The sequence below is a fragment of the Maribellus mangrovi genome (genome assembly GCF_037646455.1).
In the GTDB taxonomy this organism is placed as follows: domain Bacteria; phylum Bacteroidota; class Bacteroidia; order Bacteroidales; family Prolixibacteraceae; genus Draconibacterium; species Draconibacterium mangrovi_A.
In genome coordinates, this window is record NZ_JBBIXN010000002.1 from 253,694 (window position 1) to 272,200 (window position 18,507).

Genomic DNA, 18,507 nt, shown 5'->3' on the forward strand with positions numbered 1-18,507 from the left:
TTGACTTTTTTTCGTTAGTTTTTTGTGTTAAGACAAAAAAGTAACTGGAGTTTGAGGCAAAGCCTCAATAAAAAATACTTTACAAAATGGAAAACCATATCTACACAACATTCGAGCAAATCAAAGACAGAAGTGCCAAAGAAGTCTACCTTAAACAAAAAGGAAAAGTCATCTGGATGACCGGCCTAAGCGGTTCAGGGAAAACCACCCTGGCCAGCGCACTGGAGAAACGACTCTTTGAACTTAATTATTTCTGCCAGATCCTGGATGGCGACAATGTTCGCTCGGGCATTAACAAAAACCTGCGTTTTACCGATGCTGATCGTATGGAGAACATCCGGCGCATAGCAGAGGTCAGTAAGCTTTTTATGAATTGTGGCATTATCCTGATCTGCGCCTTCATCTCCCCCACTAATGAAATGCGTAACATGGCCCGTGAGATCATCGGCGAAGACGATTTCCTGGAAGTGTTTATCGACACTCCGCTGGAAGTGTGTGAGCAACGTGATCCCAAAGGCCTGTACAAAAAAGCAAGAGCCGGAGAGATTCCTAATTTTACCGGTATCTCTGCTCCATTCGAGGTTCCTGCACATCCTTTTATGTCCGTTAAAAATACCAATCCCGAGATCAATGAAACTGTACGGGAAATGTTAAAGAAGATTATACCTGAGGTACGTTGGGATCCTAGTGATATACTGTAATATTGAAAAACTGTTAAATTGGAAATTGATTATTGGTTTTATGGCTCTGGTAAACGGCAGTTAGTCATCAACATTGGGAATTATGCTTTGAGCTTTCAGTATCAAGGATCAAGGATCCGGAAAGAAATTCCTTCAGTCTCCGTCAGCTGACGGATCCCTCCAGTAATAAGAGCTACATCCACGGTGCTTGTAGAAATTAATTCGAAACAAAAACGTTTCACACGCGCCTCAACACAAAAATTTTTGTCAACCCGATCCCGAGCAGTCGGAAGAGGGATCTCAAACCATTTGGCGAATTGAATATAGAATATTGGATATTTTAGCATTTGCGCATTCATGCAATTAAGCATTCCTATCCTTCAATCCTTCAATCCCTCAATCCTTCAACCCTTCAGTCCCTTAGTCTTTCAACACAGTTGGAACCCGAGTGATATCTTGTAATTACAAGCCCTGAGCATCGAGCTGTGAGCCCTTGGTCATTCGACACTTCTCGTGGTGGAGATCGGCGCCGGTATAGCACTTTGCATTACAACCGTACCTTTAATGTGGTATAATTAAGAAACAGATCTATTTACCCCAGGCTCCTTTGTGTGAGAACGCATGTGTGATTCGTGATCGTTTTTTGCTTTCTGCCACATCTTTCTTTACCCACCGCACCAAAAGCGATGGCAATTGCGAGAAAGTAACGGTAATACAAAATAAGATGACCAGCAAGGCAGTCCGGTTAATGGCAGAAAAACTCATCCAGTAAGCTATTCCGATCAATACACTGTTTGCAGCAAGTATCCATAAGGTCACATTCAAATGACTTGGAGTAAGTTCCAAAATCTTATGGTGGATATGATTTCTGTCGGCCGAGAAAGGAGACCGTCCCTGTACCATTCTGATGATCATCACCCTAAGGGTATCAATAAGCGGTACACTAAGCACAGCTATGGATACCATAGGAGCAAAATGTACTGCAAAACCATGATCTGTATGTATGTTGAATTCGTTAAATCGTATAGCAAGTGCCGAAACCACCAAACCGATGGTCAGCGATCCCGTGTCGCCCATAAATAGCTTATTCTTTTTTCCAAAAACATTGTACAAGAAGAATCCGGCTAAACTGCCCACCAGGGCAAACGACATGATCGCAAACGGAATATGATCCACCAGATAAAAATAGACGCCAAAAAACAGACCGGCAAGCATCCCCAGTCCTGAAGCCAGCCCATCGATACCATCGATGAGATTAAAGGCATTCATAATAACCAGAACAACAAAAGTACTCAACAGAAAACTTACGGGAAAGGATATTTCATGAAAACCCATAATACCATGCAGTGAAGTTATACGCACATTACCTAATATTACAAGAATTAAGGAGGCAATGATCTGAACCAGAAATTTCTTTCCGGCAGAGATATCCATCAGATCATCTTTTAGCCCGATAAAAAAAACGATGATCACCGAGGCGATAATGTATTTGAGTTCATCAAAACTCAATCCATCGGTTGCAATTATGCTACTAAGTACAAATCCCAGGAAAATGGCTATGCCACCTAACGGGGGAATAATACGTGTGTGAACTTTTCTTCCTTCCGGCGCATCGAAAAGCTGTTTGGAATAAGCCACCCTTAAAACAGGAGGAATTACCAAAACCGAAATAAAAAACGCCATAAGTAAAGCAAGTGAGGTCAGTACAGCTTCCATTTTTTGTGTAATCTTTGTGTAATTTGGTTTTTTATCTTTTGTTTATAACAACAACACTAATAAAAGAAATAAATTTCAAACATATGTCCCAATTAGGGAAATATCGAATAATTTAAAATCCATTTAAATTACAAACCCATACATTTTTAGACCAGAACATTACAAATCGGTAAAAAATACTATGAAAATCAAACAAATAAGACAATAAACCACTAATTAGTATTTATTTGTACCACTGTAACACAATTAACTTTTGGTTAACCTGGCGGCAATAATAATCAATTAATATGTTCAATTCAATCATTTTTAAAATTTACATTGGGTCAGAATGAACCTTGTTTTTACTGACAAAATACATGAACTTTTGCAAAGACATCTTATAAGCATCGACCTGCTGCTCAGAATACAACTGTGATGTTTCTCAGATTGCCCCAGGGCGCGGGGAAAGGAACCCATTACATCCCGATGGCTGCGCATCGGTATCACTTCGTCTTCATACTTTCAATTATACCTCAGCTGACGGATCCTGAAAGTAACGTCACAACTTATTTTATCTCCTCCGGATTGAGCCGTTTACGCTTGCTTTTCTTTAGATCTTTGTCGCTGCCGTAACCATAACCGTAGCCATAGCCATAACCGTAACCATAGCCATAACCGTAGCCGTAACCATAACCATAGTTCTTTTTACCACGCTTAATGTCATTTACAACAATCCCCACTCCTTTCAGTTGATGTTTCTTTACTTCATCCAGAGCGGTTTGCAGCCCCAACTTATGGGTGTATTTATGGCGTACGACATACAGGTTGGCATCGATCTGTTCATACAACTGGAAAATATCCGCCACAAAGCCTACAGGCGGTGTATCGATCACAATAACATCGTACTGTTGTTTTAGCTTTTTAATCAGTTCCATTACCCGGTCGTCAGTAAGCATCTCCGCCGGGTTCGGAGGTATTGGTCCTGCCGGAATGATCTTAAGCCTGGGGTGCTTTGTCGGAAATGTGATCTCATCGATTCCGGCTTTTCCAATAATGTAGTTTACCACCCCCAGGTGCGATTTCAGATTAAACTCCTCCTCCATTTTCGAATTCCTCAGATCGAGGTCGAGCACCACCGACTTTTTTCCCATCAGTGCAAATGACGATGCCACATTAATGGCATTATACGATTTCCCTTCTTTCGGAAAGGTAGAAGTTACTGCGATCACCGGCTTCTCATTCCCTTTGGTCATCAGGTTCAGCTTGTTCCGGATGGCCCGGTAAGGCTCACTGGCCGGCGAATTGGGTTTGTCCAGTACCAGCGTACGACTGGCAAACTCACGTACATTATGGAATACATGGCCGATCACCGGGAAATCGGTCATCGCCTCAATTTCTTCCTGGCTCATCACCTTATTATTAAAAAACTGCACCAAAAAGATCAGCATAGCCGGGAACATCAAAGCCAGTAATAGCGCGATCGCATATACACGTCGGGTTTGCGGAGCTACTTTCACTCCATCTCTTGCCTCTTCGATCACCTGGCTGTCGGGAATGTTTGAGGCTTTGGCGATCTGTGCCTCCGACAATTTCTGGAGCAGGTAAGTATAAATCTCATTATTCAGTTGGTAATCGCGTTCAATATTTACGTAATTCCGTTCGGTAGCCGGTAGACGCCTGGCCTCAGCTTCCATGCTCTTTATCCGTCGGTTAATGTCGCTAAGCGCAATATCCGACTGCGAAATAATGCTGTTCGTATTCTCCAAAAGCGATTTCTTAACACTTTCGATTTGTGCATTCAGGCGGCGGATCGTCGGGTGATCCGAATCCTGCCGGATCGAGGTCTGGCTCGATTTCTGGGTGATCAGTTCATTTAACTGAAGGATCAGGCTGTTCAGTAAAGGATCCTGAATACCCATGGCTGAAGGCGCAATCACCGTTTCCAACTCCTGACTGCTCTCAATATACATCTTCAGATAATGGTAGTACTTGTTCTGCGTCTCCATGGCAACTCTTTCCTTGTCCAGTTCACTCAACTGCTCGAGCAACTGTTGCGATTGCGCTGACAGGTCCAGCACCTGGTTCTCGCTCTGGAAATCCTCCATCCGGGTTTCCGAAACATTCAGCGAATCGGAAATAGTTTGTAACTGATTGTTGATAAACTGTATGGTCCGGTTAGCATTCTCATTTTTCTTACCCAGGTTGTCCATCTGGTATACTTCCGCCAGGCGGTTCAGAAAATCCACACCTTTCTGAATATTAAGATCACGAAGGCTGAGCCGGATCACCGAAGCATAATCGTCGGGCTGGCTCACCTGTAATGCGCTACGGTATTTTTTCACCAGCGAAGCAGGTGTATGAAAGCAAAATTTATAGTTGTTCGGGGCTTTAGGATCAAAACGCTCGTTAAGCAGGATCGTAAAAGCGAACTCATCAGAAGTTAGTTTTACTCCGGCTTCAATCGTCTTCGAAAAAGAGAACTCAGTAATGGTCTTAAGCACTTTATCTTCAGCGTAATCGTAGACCTCTCCCTCTTCTCCTTCAGTAGTTATGGTTAACTGTCCATCAGGTTGAATGGTGAGATCAAAATCAGTTTCTATGAGTTGTGGGTGAGCTCTGTCCCACTCTACCCGAAAAGGCACTCCGTTGTAGGCTTCCGAATCAGCTATTCGTCCAACGTTATAATAACTCACTTCAAAATCGAGTCCGTTAAGTGTTCTGGTAACAATAGGTGTCGAATTCAGAATGATCATCTGGTTATAGATATTCTGCATGCTACTCATGCCTCCCAGTCCTTGGAATACATTTGCCTGACTTCCCAGTGCTCCGAGATCAGCTGCACCACCTCCATAACCATAAGCATCGCCTTCGAAAAGGATCGACGAATCCATCTGGTACATGGGAGTGGTATAACGATTGTATAAAAAGGCGGCACTCCCCGCAATAAGTACACTCAGTAAAAACCAGTACCAGTTGCGCAGGAGCTTAAAAACGATCTTTTTAATGTCACCATTATTTTGTTGCAAACCAGGCTGCGGACGATTCACCGTAATTCTTGTTTGTTCCATGTTATTTTACCAGAGTTAAAATAAGTGCCAAAGTTGAAATGATAGAAGTCGTTATGGCAATAGGGGTTCCGTAAGGCATATTCTTCGCCCCGTACACTTTGGTACGATGCTCCACATACAATACATCGTGTGGCAATATATAATAATAAGGTGAGTTGATCAGATCGGGATCTGTCATGTCCAGCTCCACAACATGCTTTCCTTCGGGCAATTCACGGATCAGTTTAACCGTCTTTCGATCACCATAATCAGTAATATCACCTGCGGCACCAAGTGCTTCAAAAATCGATAACTGGTTTTTCACCATCAGCACCTGTCCCGGTGCTTTAACTTCACCCAGCACCGTAAGCGTACGGTTTACGAGCTTTACAAACACCGAAGCGCCCTCCAGGTATCGATCCACCTCTTTTTGCAGTGATTCCCGAACTTCGGTAGTGGTTAATCCTTCCACCTCAATAGTTCCCAGTTGCGGATATTCGATTTGTCCCTGCTCATCTACCAGGTATGTAATTAATTCCATGCTCCCTGAACTGCTTCCGGCAGAACTACTCATCTGCGTATTGGTCAGGTTCAGAAAGGCCGCATTCAGCGGGTCATCACTGATCACCTGGATAAACAACTGGTCGTTGGGACGGATACGATACTCACCCGGTAATGGAACATTGTCGTAGGTCTGGTCGGCTTGAATGCCATTCATATAGATCAGCTGTTCACGCGGCGTACTGCACGACGCAAGTACCAGCAAAACGATTGCAATTAGGAAAGGATAACTCAGGGTCTGTTTCTTCATGCTCATCAGGTGATTTTTGGACTTTCTTTGGTACATAAATTAAGGGCGCTAAATTAGATTCTTTTTTACAACCTGCAAATAACTTACTCGCTTTTGCCGTTCTTATCATAAACAAAAAACGTGATTTAAACTTAACGAAACCTTACTGATGATCGACAGAAAAAATCAGCCCTGCCCCGGCGATCTTCCAATACAATGCAGGTGAAGCACCTTAAAACAAATTGTTAGCTTACCATTACCAAAGCCGGTAGCTTAACAGAATACTGCAAAAAACCTTCCTGTTGTTTTAAGCGAATGTTACTTTTCATTTGGAATTATTCTAAACAATATATTACAACAATTTTCCGCTTTGACGGCTAAATTCATTTTTTATATTTGTACACAGTTTTGAGTTAAAATTTTGCTCAATATGACATAAAAATCCTAACAGATGTAACCGCCGGTTACCTGCCAAACGTCAGCTGGATCTTTTTTATTCCTTCTGCAAACGGCTATTGATTTCTTATGTCCGCTCCGTCAACTGACGAACCATTTCCAATCCTCGGACCTGCACCACGCATGTAACTGAGAGGGCGGAGCTGTGAACGGAGCCCTCGAAGTGCTGAGCAAAGCGAAGTCCCGAGAGCAATGAAAGTACGACTCGGGAAGAGGGCGGAGCTGTGAACGGAGCCCTCGAAGTGCTGAGCAAAGCGAAGTCCCGAGAGCAATGAAAGTACGACTCGGGAAGAGGGCGGAGCTGTGAACGGGCTGCAAGTTTTGAGCCACGAGCCGCGAGCAACCGAATGTCGATCAACGATTAACGATCTATGATTGCAGATTTGGATTCCTTCAGTCGTTCCTTCCTCTTCCATAGGTCCATAGGACTCTTTCGGTGAATCGATACGCGGGGAATGACAACGCAGGGGTATAATACTGCGGCGCAACAAAGAATAACAACAAAAGTAAAACACCATAGCGCCGCCTGACATGTCTCATTAAACGTCATCCCGATGACGAGCACTCGCGAGGAAGAGGGATCTGATAAATGAGCTGCGAGCCACGAGCCTTGAACCATTGAATATTGGATATGGAACCCAGTGAAATAAGTCTTCGGCTTAATGCTTCGCATTATTTCACAAGGGTGAATAGTAACCCATTTACGCATTTAAGCATTAAAGCATTGATAAACTCAATCCCTCAATCCCTCAGTCACTCAGTCACTCAGTCACTCAATAACTGCAGTTGAATATCGAATGATGATTAACGATTGAAGATTTTAGATTTATTCCTTGAATACTGAGACTGCAAACTGAATACTGACCATTGCCCACGCTACCCCTGACCCCTAAAGGGAAAAGCCAACGCAAACTTGAATATTGGATATTGAAAATTACAAATTACAAAGAGATTCCGTCGGTCCCCGTCAGCTGACGGCTTCCTCGGAATGACAACGCAGGGGTATAATACTGCGGCGCAACAAAGAATAACTTTCAAATATTAACACCATAGCGCCGCCTGACATGTCTCATTAAACGTCATCCCGAACGAAGTGAGGGATCTCAATTACAGAGCCCCGAGGTTTTCCGTGCAGAAGATTACTTATATAGCAGTGCAGCTGATTATGCCGGAGAGCAAGGATTACTTAATATTATTGTGATAAAATAATATTGCCTTGCAGGCAATGACACCGATTGCAAATCGGCGCCAGCAGGGGACTTTCAACTTTCAACTTTCGACTTTCAACTTTCAACTTTTAATCCCGTGAAATAAAATCGAAGATTTTGATGCACAGCATCATTTCACAAGGGTGAATAGTAACCCATTTACGCCTTTAAGCATTAAAGCATTGATAAACTCAATCCCTCAATCCCTCAATCACTCAATCACTCAATAACTCAATAACGGAGACTGAACTCTAAACCCTGCTATGCTCAACTCATTAATTACATCCAAAACCCGCACACGCCTTTTGCTCAAGTTTTTTCTGAACAGCCGGAACAAAAGCTACCTGCGAAACCTCGCACAGGAGTTTGGCGAATCGTCGAATTCCATTCGGGTAGAGCTCAACCGCCTCGAAAAGGCCGGACTGCTGGTTTCGGAAACACAGAGCAACCGAAAATATTTCTCGGCCAACACGGGACATCCCCTGTTTAACGAGATCCACAATATACTGATCAAGACCATTGGTATCGACCAGCTGATCGAACGCGTGACCAGCCAGATCGGCGACCTCGAAGCCGCCTACATTACCGGCGATTTTGCCCGCGGTATCGACTCGCAGATCATCGACCTGGTGCTGGTAGGCGATCAACTCGACCACGACTATATCAACCAGCTCGTTCACCGCGCCGAAACACTGGTAGGCCGTAAAGTCCGCCACCTGGTACTTACTGCTAATGAAATGAGCAGCTACTTTGCCGATAAGCCGGCGTTGCTGATTTGGAAAATGGATGAAGCTTAAGCATTCATACAAATAATAAAGTTGGGTAGACCGGGCATGAGACCACCACGTCTCGTACCTCACCTCGCGCCGCTGGTGCGGATTTGAAATACGTACCTCAGCCATTTACCCCATGAAATAAGTCTTCGACTTAATGCTTCGCATTATTTCACAGGGGAATATTAACCCATTAAGCATTCACGCATTAAAGCATTAATTAACTCAGTTACTCATTAACTCATTAACCGCAACCGAACCCATGACGTTCGCCGCGCTCAGTCAGGGCAGGCTCTGAGCTAAGAAACATTTTGGCATTCACATATTCAATTCAAAAACCAGTCTCACAAAACTCAAAAATTTTCTACCTTCGTCAATAATGAGCAACAAGGAACAAAACGATATTAGATGGAAACAGCGTTTTACCAATTACAGGAAAGCACTGGAAACGCTCACTGCCGGAGTACATCAGTATCATAAATCCGGTCTTACTGACCTTGAAAAACAAGGCCTTATACAAGGTTTTGAATTTACCCATGAGCTCTGCTGGAAGGTGATGCAAGACTTTTTAAAAGACCGTGGCGAAACGGCTATTTACGGATCAAAAGATGCTACCCGGCTGGCCTTTAACCGGGGGCTGATCACCAATGGCGAGGTATGGATGAATATGATTGCCGACCGGAACCTGACTTCTCACACTTACCAGGAAGAAATTTCGGAACAGATATTAAACCGGATAGTAGATCAGTACTACACTTTATTTACTGCGTTCGAAAAGAAAATGGAACAACTATGGCATATGGATTGAGCCCGGAAACCATCACACAATTACAAAAGGTCTTCAGCCAATACGGCCACGTAAGTGAGGTTATTTTATATGGGTCCAGGGCAAAAGGTAATTATACCGAAGGTTCCGATATCGATCTTACTCTGAAAGGCAAAAACATCGCAACGGCTGATCTCAATAATATCACCGATGAAATTGACAAGCTGCTTCTACCCTATATGTTCGACATTTCCATTTTCAGCACCATCAAAAACAAGGACCTGATCGACCATATCAAGCGGGTAGGCAAATGCATTTACAGGAAATAATTTTTGAGCTGCGAGCTGCGATTCATTAGCCTGTAGTCACTGTTCATTCTGTAGCCTGGTATATGCTGGCGATCAGTCCCAATGAGTTTTGTCGAATCAGAAGGATATTAGATATTGAGTATTGAGAATTAACCCATTTAAGCATTCACGCATTAAAACATTCTTACATCGATAAACTCAGTAACTCAATAACTCACTCAATAACTGCTACCGACTACTTTTATCCTATGAAATTAAATCGAAGATTTTGATGCAATGCATCATTTCACAGGGTGAACTTTTACTTTTTGCCTTAACATTAAAGCATTGACGCATTGAATATAGATAGCAGATTTGTTTTTAACTTCGTGCTTCGCGCTCCCGGCGTCAAGGCATTTTAGTATATTTGTAAAAAAGTGAATTATGGATTCCATTATTATACATCCCAGAGATAAAAAAGAATTTAACTTTTTCGTAGAATTGGCGCATCGACTGGGAGTTGAAATAAAAACAATAAGCGACGTTGTTGAAGCTCAACTACTGGCCGATATGGAAGAAAACAAAAACACCGGATATGTTGGGAAAGAAAAAGTGTTAAACACGATCCAAAATATTTTAAACGACAAGGAAACAGATTATAAAAATGAGGATTAGTTTTCTCAGTGGTTTTGAAAAAGATCTGGCCCGAAGTAAGGACAAAACACTTGCTAAAGTTGTATTTCAATGCATCCAACAATTCGAAAAAGCGAATAGTCTCGATGAATTACCAAACATCAAAAAACTGAAAGGACATACTACCGCGTATCGATACCGTAAAGGTAAATACAGGATCGGTTTCTTTTTTGAGAATGACACAATAATTTTCGCAGCATTCGCACCACGAAGTAAAATATACAGCAAGTTTCCCTAAAAAGTGTTTGATAAAATATAATATCCAGGTTACAAGAATCCAGTTGAACGAAGTAAAATCCCGACCGAAGCATCGGAATTAATCCCGATGCGAAGCAATCGGGGTATCCAGTATCCAGTATCAAATACTAAGGCATTTTCGCATTCAAGCATTTAAGCATTGATTGTAGAATTTCGATTAACCCCGTCAGCTTGCGCTAGCCGGGTAAAGATTTTAGATTGAAGATTTGAAAGATGAGTAGTGAGTATTGAGTACTAAAGATCAAACTTTGATGCAGCAAACAAACGCCCCTTTAGGCCTGTCCCGATTGCGTATGCAATCCTTGGGAGGTTGGGGGTCACGGAAACAAGACACTGGGAATTGGCCATTAGTCATTAGTCATTCTGTAGCCTGCCAAATGCCGGCGATCAGTCCCGATGAGCTTTGTCGAATCGGGAGGATATTGGAAATTGAATATTGGAAATTGGATCCTTTAACTTTTGCCTTTATCCTTTGTCCTTTTGCCTTGTTTGAACTCTGAACTCTTTCAGTGATACCCTGCTTTTGAGAGTTTGCGAATCAAAAGTAGTTGGTAGAACTAATCCCGACAACTGTCGGGGGAACTCTGAACACTGCAAACTGAGACTGGCAACTGCGACTGAACTCTGAACCCAGTCCTTCAACAAATCAGTCCTTCAGTCCTTGCAAACTGCAACTGCAAACTGAGACAGTCAACTGCGACTCCCCGAAGACAACCCTCCGGCAGAACACTATACAATCGGATACAGCAGCAAACTTTAACTACTTTTTCTTAAATTTGTATAATGCGGCTAAAAAACGAAATAAAAACTTTTATAAAAGACAAAGCTCACGATCTGTCACCCGACACAGAGGTTTATCTTTTTGGATCGCGAACAAATGATCAGGGACGTGGTGGCGACATTGATATCCTTCTACTTACCGACCAAATGATTAATAAAACCAGGTTAAGACGCTTTCGCCTCGATTTTTATAAAAAATTTGGCTGGCAAAAAATTGACCTTGTTAATTTTACAAAAAACGACACATCTGCTTTCAAAAGGTTAATTTTAACCACCGCTCAACCTATTGTATAATGCGAAACGAACAATTAACCTTACAACTTCTGTCCGAAGAACTGGATCTTCTAAAAAAGGCAGTTAATACCTTAAGCCTGTCTGTTGAGAAGTGTAATGCTATTTTCCCTAATAGTGAATATACTTTTGAAAATATGGAATCATTCGACTCCTTAACATCAAAATTTGGCCGATGTTCCGATCTCTATACGCAAAAAGTGCTGCGTACAATTTGGATCTTACTACACGAACCTTTTGTTCCTTTTATCGATATGTTGAACAAAGGCGAAAAAATGAATATCATTGAATCAGCCGATCAGCTATTGGAAATTCGCGATCTGAGAAACCAGATCACCCACGAATACATTCCCGAAGCCATTACTGATTTGATCCCCGAGGTAATTGCCAATTGTTCATATCTTGAAAACAACATTGAACATACCTTCCGGTTTATCGAAAAACGAAACTGGATTTAATAACCTGAGTTCGATTTTAAATATTACTCCGCTGGTGCGGATTTGCAATCCGTACCTCAGCCACAAGGCTGAAAAACATTTGCATAAAAATTACAATCCAAAAAATACCCGTTTTCCTCCGCTAGCGCGGATTTGCAATCCGTGCTTTAGCCCAAAAGGCTAAAAAAATAACAATGAGCAGGAAATACAAATTTCACAATCCAGAAGGCGTGTATTTTGTGTCATTTGCTGTGCAGGGATGGGTTGACGTATTTACACGTAATGAGTACAAAAATATCCTTATTGAGAACTTAAAATACTGCCAGAAAAACAAAGGGATGGAAATCTTTGCATGGTGTATAATGACAAATCATGTTCACATGGTATTAAGAGCTGGTGGGGAGATTTTATTGCATGATATTTTACGAGATTATAAAAAATTTACCAGCAAAGCCATAGTAAAATCTATTGAGGATAATATTCAGGAAAGTAGAAAAGAATGGTTATTGCAACAATTTAAAACTTCTGAAGGGAATCGGTTTTGGCGGGGCGACAATAAACCGATAGAATTATGGAGCAACAAGGTAATTGATCAGAAAATTGATTACATCCATAATAATCCGGTAGAAGAAGGTATCGTATTCAGAGCTGAAGATTACTTATATAGCAGTGCGGCTGATTATGCCGGAGAGAAAGGATTAATTAATGTTATTGTGATAAAATAATATTGCCTTGCAGGCAATGGCACAGATTGCAAATCTGCGCCAGCGAGTGAATTACCAAACATCAAAAAACTGAAAGGACATACTACCGCGTATCGATACCGTAAAGGTAAATACAGGATCGGTTTCTTTTTTGAGAATGACACAATAATTTTCGCAGCATTCGCACCACGAAGTAAAATATACAGCAAGTTTCCCTAAAAAGTGTTTGATAAAATATAATATCCAGGTTACAAGAATCCAGTTGAACGAAGTAAAATCCCGACCGATAGCGTTGAGGCATCAACTATCAAGAAACAGATTCCTCGGCTCTCCGTCGATTGACGGATCACCTCGGAATGACAACGTAAGGATATACAACAGCGGCGTAGCAAAGAATAACATTAAAACAAAATACATCATAACGCCGCCTGACATCATCTCATACTTGTCATCCCGATGACGAGCAGCGCGAGGAAGAGGGATCTCCGGTAAAAGAGCCACGAGCTACGAGCCACAAGTATTAAGTACAAAGTAAGTACAGAGTAGTAAGCATGGAGTACAGAGCATCAGTATCAAACATCCAGTTCAATGACACTCAACTTTTAAAAGTGAAACGCATTAAAAGTTGTTAGTGGAATTCAGTGAATCTTATCAATTATAAGCGAAGCGAAATAGTTGGTTTAGATGAACTAATTCCGACCGAAGCATCGGAATTAATCCCGATGCGAAGCAATCGGGGTATCCAGTATCAAGTATCCAGCAACGAGTATCAACTGAATTCATGGCAATTTTAGAGAAAATACTTATTTTTGAAAAAAACGAGCATGACTACGATAATAACAAAAGGGACAAATAAAAAGAAAATACAAATTTTGCTTCAACAGGCAAAAGAAGGGAAAACCAGTCTTAAAAAGATTGACTTCAATAAATATTGTGGAGCATTATCCCTGGATTCTGATCCAATATTGATTCAAACAAAAATGAGAGATGAATGGGAATAGTCTTCTTATCGACACAAACATTATCCTCTACCTTTTGAGCGGAGAAGAAACGCTGATTCCCATTCTTGAAGAAAAACAATTATTCATTTCCTTCATAACAGAACTGGAGCTCCTTGCTTATCCGGGCATAAAAGAAAGTGATAAAACAATACTCATGTCATTTATTAGAGAGTGCAAGGTCATCGATATTCCCAACGAAGTTAAGACGCAGACAATTGATTTACGAAAAAAGTTCAATGCAAAATTACCCGATGCAATCATAGCTGCCACATCCCTTTACATCAATTCTCCGTTGGTAACAGCCGACAAAGGATTTAGAAAAATGGATAGCCATATCGACCTTATTTTATATGAAAAATAGACCTGTTTAACCACCAGCTACATTTCATGAACGAAAAGAACCAGTTATTTACGCATTAAAGCATTGATTAACTCAATCCCTCAGTCACTCAGTCACTCAGTCACTCAGTCACTCAGTCACTCAATAACTGCAGTTGAATACCGAATGTCGATTAACGATTGAAGATTTTAGATTTATTCCTTGAATACTGAGACTGCAAACTGAATACTGACCATTGCCCACGCTACCCCTGACCCCTAAAGGGGGAAGCCAACGCAAACTTGGACATTGAATATTGGATATTTAATCCCGTGAAATAAAATCAAAGATTTTGATCCAAAGCATCATTTCATAGGGATGAAATTCGGGCTTCGGGCTTTAACTAATAAATACTAAACACGCTAAGATCTCAGCAAATAAAAGATTTTGTACTTTTACAAAAGAATTTACTTGGGCAACAATAAATGAACTCTACACAAGAATATATAAGCTTATTATCCGACTTCAAAACAAAAAGAGGTATTGTATACGGTATAAACAAGATGGGGATTTTTGGCTCGGTAGCCCGTGGTGAGCAAACCGGGAAAAGTGATGTAGATATTTACTACGAGGGGAAACCCTTAAGCCTTTTCAAACTGGCAGCATTAAAAGATGAACTTGAAAGTCTGTTGCATTGTAATGTCGACATAGTGCGCCTTCGTGAGGTGATGAATCAGATGCTGAAAAAAAGAATTGAAAGAGAGGGCATTTATGTTTGATAAAATTCTGGCCTTCGACCTGATAACTTTAATCGAAGATAACCTTAACACCGTAAGGCAAAGAACAAGAAGTGTTACATCATCCGATGATTTCACGTCCTCAGAAGCAGGCATGATCCTACTCGACAGTGTTTGCATGAAACTTGTAGCCGTGGGCGAAAGCATTAAAAACCTTGACAAAGTAAGCAATAAAGAACTCTTACCGAAATATCCTCAAATACAGTGGAAACAGGCAATGGGGATGCGCGACATTATTGTTCACCATTATTTCGATGTTGATGCCGAACAGATTTTCAATACGCTCCGCGAAGATATTCCACTGTTGCTAAGTGTCCTTGCCACGATAAAAAGCGACCTTAAAAAGAATAAGTAGATCAAACATTAAAAATCGAGTACCGGGAATTGAACACTGAATACTGGCAACTGAGACTACTTTTGCCTTCACAATCCAGTCCTTTAGTTCCTGAACGCAATACTTAATTTCGAACACCGGCCTTATCTGTTACCGGAAAATAACTACATTAGTACTGCACAAATGCGAGAATTAGAATCCATGTTTTTTAGCTACGATAAAAATAAAACCTATAGTATCCGTAAGACTTTGCTTTGGGAATACGACCTAAGCAAGTTTAACTGGCAACAAATGCAGAACCTTGTAGTACAGCGTGTTGTTGAAAGAGGAAGAATCGAGGACTTTCAGTTTATTTTAAGTAAATACGGATTAAACGAGGTAAAACATTCCATCCGGAAAATTCCGAATCTGCATAAAAAAGATATCACTTTTGTGTGTACCGTTTTTAACCTGAAAAAAGAAGAACTGCGATGTTGTTCTACAATACAGTTTCCGACAACACATTGAAACTTATCAGGCGACTGATGAATGATCCCCTGCTTGACTCATTTATCCTGGTAGACGGAACTGCTTTATCATTACAAATAGGTCACCGCATAAGCATCGACATCGATTTGTTTACAAGCGAAAATTTCGATGCTCCCCAACTAATGGAACACCTAAAGCAGAATTACAGTTTTGAAGCCGACTTTCTGGCAAAAAATACGATTAAAGGAGAAATTGAAAGCACAAAAATTGACTGTATCCGCCATGGATATCCCTGGTTAGAGCCATCACAGATGATCGAAGATATTAGAATCGCCTCACTCTCCGAAATTTCTGCAATGAAGTTAAATGCAATAACTACCAACGGAACAAGACTAAAGGATTTTATCGATATCGCTTATTTGTCACCCTACTTAAGCCTTAATCAAATGCTCGATGCCTACGAGCTAAAATACCGGAACAACAGAATAATGGGTTTGAAATCCTTACTTTATTTTGATGATATCGATTTCAGTGAACCGATTCAAATGCTTGCTTCGTCGGGAGCTTTTCGCTGGGAAACCATTAAAAGCAGAATCATTCTCATGCAGGATCAACCCGACAAACAGGGCAGGCCAATTTAGAGATGATCGAAATCACGGATTACGAAACAGCTGTTAGAAGTCAGAAGTCAAAAGTCAAAAGCCGGGATTAAGGATCTGGTATCAACCGTTTAAGCATTCCTGCATTAAAGCATTATAGCATTCATGCATTGAAGCTGCGAGCCGCGAGTATCGGGTATCAAGCAACAGATTCCTTCCACCTCGTTAACTGACGTACTCGGTGTCGGAATGACAACGTAAGGATATACAACAGCGGCGTAGCAAAGAATAACATTAAAACGAAATACAGCATAACGCCGCCTGACATCATCTCATACTTGTCATCCCGATGACGAGCACCAGCGAGGAAGAGGGATCTCCGGTAAAAGAGCCACGAGCTACGAGCCACAAGTATTAAGTACAAAGTAAGTACAGAGTAGTAAGCATGGAGTACAGAGCATCAGTATCAAACATCAAGTTCAATGACACTCAACTTTTAAAAGTGAAACGCATTAAAAGTTGTTAGTGGAATTCAGTGAATCTTATCAATTATAAGCGAAGCGAAATAGTTGGTTTAGATGAACTAATTCCGACCGAAGCATCGGAATTAATCCCGATGCAAAGCAATCGGGGTATCCAGGATCCAGCATTTAAGCATTCCTGCATTAAAGCATTATAGCATTCATGCATCGAAGCTGCGAGCCGCGAGTATCGGGTATCAAGCAACAGATTCCTTCCACCTCGTTAACTGACGTACTCGGTGTCGGAATGACAACGTAAGGATATACAACAGCGGCGTAGCAAAGAATAACATTAAAACGAAATACAGCATAACGCCGCCTAACCTAATCTCATACTTGTCATCCCGAACGAAGTGAGGGATCTCACGCAACGAAGACCGATTTTCGATTGCAGATGTGTTCGCTGAAAACTGAACAAACGCCCCTTTAGGGGTTGGGGGTCACGGAAACAAGACACTGGGAATTGGTCATTAGTTATTGGTAGTTGAATATTCTGAATTGTTTATTAGCATTTAGTTGAACGAAGTGAAATTCCGACCGATAGCGTTGAGGCATCAACTATCAAGCAACAGATTCCTTCCACCTCGTTAACTGACGTACTCGGTGTCGGAATGACAACGTAAGGATATACAACAGCGGCGTAGCAAAGAATAACATTAAAACAAAATACATCATAACGCCGCCTGACATCATCTCATACTTGTCATCCCGATGACGAGCAGCGCGAGGAAGAGGGATCTCACGCAACGAAGACCGAATGATGATTGCAGATGTGTTCGCTGAAAACTGAGACTGACAACTGAAACTACTTTTAACTTTTCACTTTTGCCTTTTGCCTTTGAATGTGCAACGAATTGAACATCAGCATGAACATTTGGCATAGCTTTTATGTATATTTGTAAAAAACGATGACTATGCGTACGCTGCAATTAAAAATAAACGACAAGGTTTACGAGAAATTTCTTTGGCTATTGAGCAAATTCAGTAAAGAAGAGATTGAAATAATAAGCGACGACACGGCATTTCTTGAAACAAAGGAATATCTGCAAAGCGAACTTGACGAGATTCAGGAAGGACAGGCAAAATTTATTTCTCAAAGTGAATTTGAGAATCGTATAGACAGCATTATTTAATCCATTCATGAAAATCGTCTATAAAGAAAGCTTTGTTATTCGATTGGAAAATCAGTTAAAATACATCTCTATTGATAATCCCACTGCTGCAAAAAAATTCAAAAAAGACCTGATTACAAAAATCAAGGCAATTCCAAGGAATCCGAAATCAAATAGAAGATCGATATATTTTGACGATGAAAACATTCGGGATTTAATTTTTAAAGGCTACACTATCGTTTACAGAATCACAAAGCAACAAATTGAAATTTTTGGATTTGTGAAATATCAGATAAAGCCAACAGATTAAATCGCCTGTGCCAGCGAGGGACCTTAAATTTCGAATTTCGATTAACGAATTTAGATTGCAGATGTGTTCGCTGAAACTGAACAAACGCCCCTTTAGGCCTGTCCCGATTGCGTATGCAATCCTTGGGAGGTTGGGGGTCGCGGAAACAAGACACTGGGAATTAGAAATTAGACATTAGTCA

At 41.2% G+C, this 18,507-nt stretch carries 20 protein-coding genes; 17 read left to right on the forward strand and 3 right to left on the reverse strand.

Annotation, left to right across the window (positions count from 1 at the left end):
* Positions 1-86 precede the first annotated feature (86 nt).
* Positions 87-701: an adenylyl-sulfate kinase gene (gene cysC / locus WFY05_RS09040; RefSeq protein WP_340112491.1), complete on the forward strand. Its 615-nt coding sequence runs from the start codon at positions 87-89 to the stop codon at positions 699-701.
* A gap of 567 nt (positions 702-1,268) precedes the next feature.
* Here cysC and WFY05_RS09045 read toward each other — a convergent pair.
* The 3 genes from WFY05_RS09045 to WFY05_RS09055 all read right to left on the reverse strand — a co-directional run bounded on the left by WFY05_RS09045 (position 1,269) and on the right by WFY05_RS09055 (position 6,233).
* A complete protein-coding gene (locus tag WFY05_RS09045; protein WP_340112492.1) occupies positions 1,269-2,396 on the reverse strand; it encodes an MraY family glycosyltransferase in 1,128 nt (375 codons plus the stop codon).
* Positions 2,397-2,941: 545 nt separating this feature from the next.
* The gene (locus WFY05_RS09050) at positions 2,942-5,443 is read right to left on the reverse strand and encodes a GumC family protein (RefSeq protein WP_340112493.1); all 2,502 of its coding nucleotides are present in this window, start codon (positions 5,441-5,443) and stop codon (positions 2,942-2,944) included.
* Between the two features lies 1 nt (position 5,444).
* The gene (locus WFY05_RS09055) at positions 5,445-6,233 is read right to left on the reverse strand and encodes a polysaccharide biosynthesis/export family protein (protein ID WP_340112494.1); all 789 of its coding nucleotides are present in this window, start codon (positions 6,231-6,233) and stop codon (positions 5,445-5,447) included.
* A gap of 1,906 nt (positions 6,234-8,139) precedes the next feature.
* Between WFY05_RS09055 and WFY05_RS09060 the strand changes: the two genes are divergently transcribed.
* From WFY05_RS09060 to WFY05_RS22260, 16 genes are all read left to right on the forward strand, one after another.
* Complete coding sequence (locus tag WFY05_RS09060) at positions 8,140-8,673, forward strand: winged helix-turn-helix domain-containing protein (protein WP_340112495.1); 534 nt, start codon at positions 8,140-8,142, stop codon at positions 8,671-8,673.
* Between the two features lie 355 nt (positions 8,674-9,028).
* A complete protein-coding gene (locus WFY05_RS09065; protein WP_340112496.1) occupies positions 9,029-9,457 on the forward strand; it encodes a nucleotidyltransferase substrate binding protein in 429 nt (142 codons plus the stop codon).
* Positions 9,442-9,744, forward strand: a complete 303-nt coding sequence (locus tag WFY05_RS09070) for a nucleotidyltransferase domain-containing protein (protein WP_340112497.1) — start codon at positions 9,442-9,444, stop codon at positions 9,742-9,744. Before WFY05_RS09065 ends, WFY05_RS09070 begins: the two co-directional genes overlap by 16 nt.
* A 402-nt stretch (positions 9,745-10,146) precedes the next feature.
* Complete coding sequence (locus tag WFY05_RS09075) at positions 10,147-10,377, forward strand: hypothetical protein (protein ID WP_340112498.1); 231 nt, start codon at positions 10,147-10,149, stop codon at positions 10,375-10,377.
* The gene (locus WFY05_RS09080) at positions 10,367-10,633 is read left to right on the forward strand and encodes a type II toxin-antitoxin system RelE family toxin (RefSeq protein WP_340112499.1); all 267 of its coding nucleotides are present in this window, start codon (positions 10,367-10,369) and stop codon (positions 10,631-10,633) included. The genes WFY05_RS09075 and WFY05_RS09080 overlap by 11 nt, the downstream gene beginning before the upstream one ends.
* Before the next feature lie 803 nt (positions 10,634-11,436).
* Positions 11,437-11,727, forward strand: coding sequence for a nucleotidyltransferase domain-containing protein (locus WFY05_RS09085; protein WP_340112500.1), 291 nt, complete (start codon positions 11,437-11,439; stop codon positions 11,725-11,727).
* Positions 11,727-12,182, forward strand: coding sequence for a hypothetical protein (locus WFY05_RS09090; RefSeq protein ID WP_340112501.1), 456 nt, complete (start codon positions 11,727-11,729; stop codon positions 12,180-12,182). The genes WFY05_RS09085 and WFY05_RS09090 overlap by 1 nt, the downstream gene beginning before the upstream one ends.
* A gap of 173 nt (positions 12,183-12,355) precedes the next feature.
* Positions 12,356-12,886 (forward strand): REP-associated tyrosine transposase, encoded by a 531-nt coding sequence (locus tag WFY05_RS09095; protein ID WP_340112503.1) that lies wholly within the window; start codon positions 12,356-12,358, stop codon positions 12,884-12,886.
* Between the two features lie 803 nt (positions 12,887-13,689).
* Positions 13,690-13,866, forward strand: a complete 177-nt coding sequence (locus tag WFY05_RS09100; RefSeq protein WP_340112504.1) for a hypothetical protein — start codon at positions 13,690-13,692, stop codon at positions 13,864-13,866.
* Positions 13,853-14,227 (forward strand): type II toxin-antitoxin system VapC family toxin, encoded by a 375-nt coding sequence (locus WFY05_RS09105; RefSeq protein WP_340112505.1) that lies wholly within the window; start codon positions 13,853-13,855, stop codon positions 14,225-14,227. The genes WFY05_RS09100 and WFY05_RS09105 overlap by 14 nt, the downstream gene beginning before the upstream one ends.
* Positions 14,228-14,670: 443 nt before the next feature.
* Positions 14,671-14,964: a nucleotidyltransferase family protein gene (locus WFY05_RS09110; protein WP_340112506.1), complete on the forward strand. Its 294-nt coding sequence runs from the start codon at positions 14,671-14,673 to the stop codon at positions 14,962-14,964.
* Positions 14,957-15,337 carry a HepT-like ribonuclease domain-containing protein gene (locus WFY05_RS09115; protein ID WP_340112507.1) on the forward strand — a complete coding sequence of 127 codons (381 nt, stop codon included), beginning with the start codon at positions 14,957-14,959 and terminating at the stop codon, positions 15,335-15,337. The genes WFY05_RS09110 and WFY05_RS09115 overlap by 8 nt, the downstream gene beginning before the upstream one ends.
* Positions 15,338-15,499: 162 nt before the next feature.
* Positions 15,500-15,823, forward strand: a complete 324-nt coding sequence (locus tag WFY05_RS09120; protein WP_340112508.1) for a DUF6922 domain-containing protein — start codon at positions 15,500-15,502, stop codon at positions 15,821-15,823.
* Positions 15,787-16,425 carry a nucleotidyl transferase AbiEii/AbiGii toxin family protein gene (locus tag WFY05_RS09125; RefSeq protein WP_340112509.1) on the forward strand — a complete coding sequence of 213 codons (639 nt, stop codon included), beginning with the start codon at positions 15,787-15,789 and terminating at the stop codon, positions 16,423-16,425. The genes WFY05_RS09120 and WFY05_RS09125 overlap by 37 nt, the downstream gene beginning before the upstream one ends.
* A gap of 1,393 nt (positions 16,426-17,818) precedes the next feature.
* Positions 17,819-18,037: a hypothetical protein gene (locus tag WFY05_RS09130; RefSeq protein WP_340112510.1), complete on the forward strand. Its 219-nt coding sequence runs from the start codon at positions 17,819-17,821 to the stop codon at positions 18,035-18,037.
* Positions 18,038-18,044: 7 nt separating this feature from the next.
* On the forward strand, positions 18,045-18,326 hold the full coding sequence (locus tag WFY05_RS22260; protein ID WP_367575980.1) for a type II toxin-antitoxin system RelE/ParE family toxin: 282 nt from the start codon (positions 18,045-18,047) through the stop codon (positions 18,324-18,326).
* Positions 18,327-18,507 lie beyond the last annotated feature (181 nt).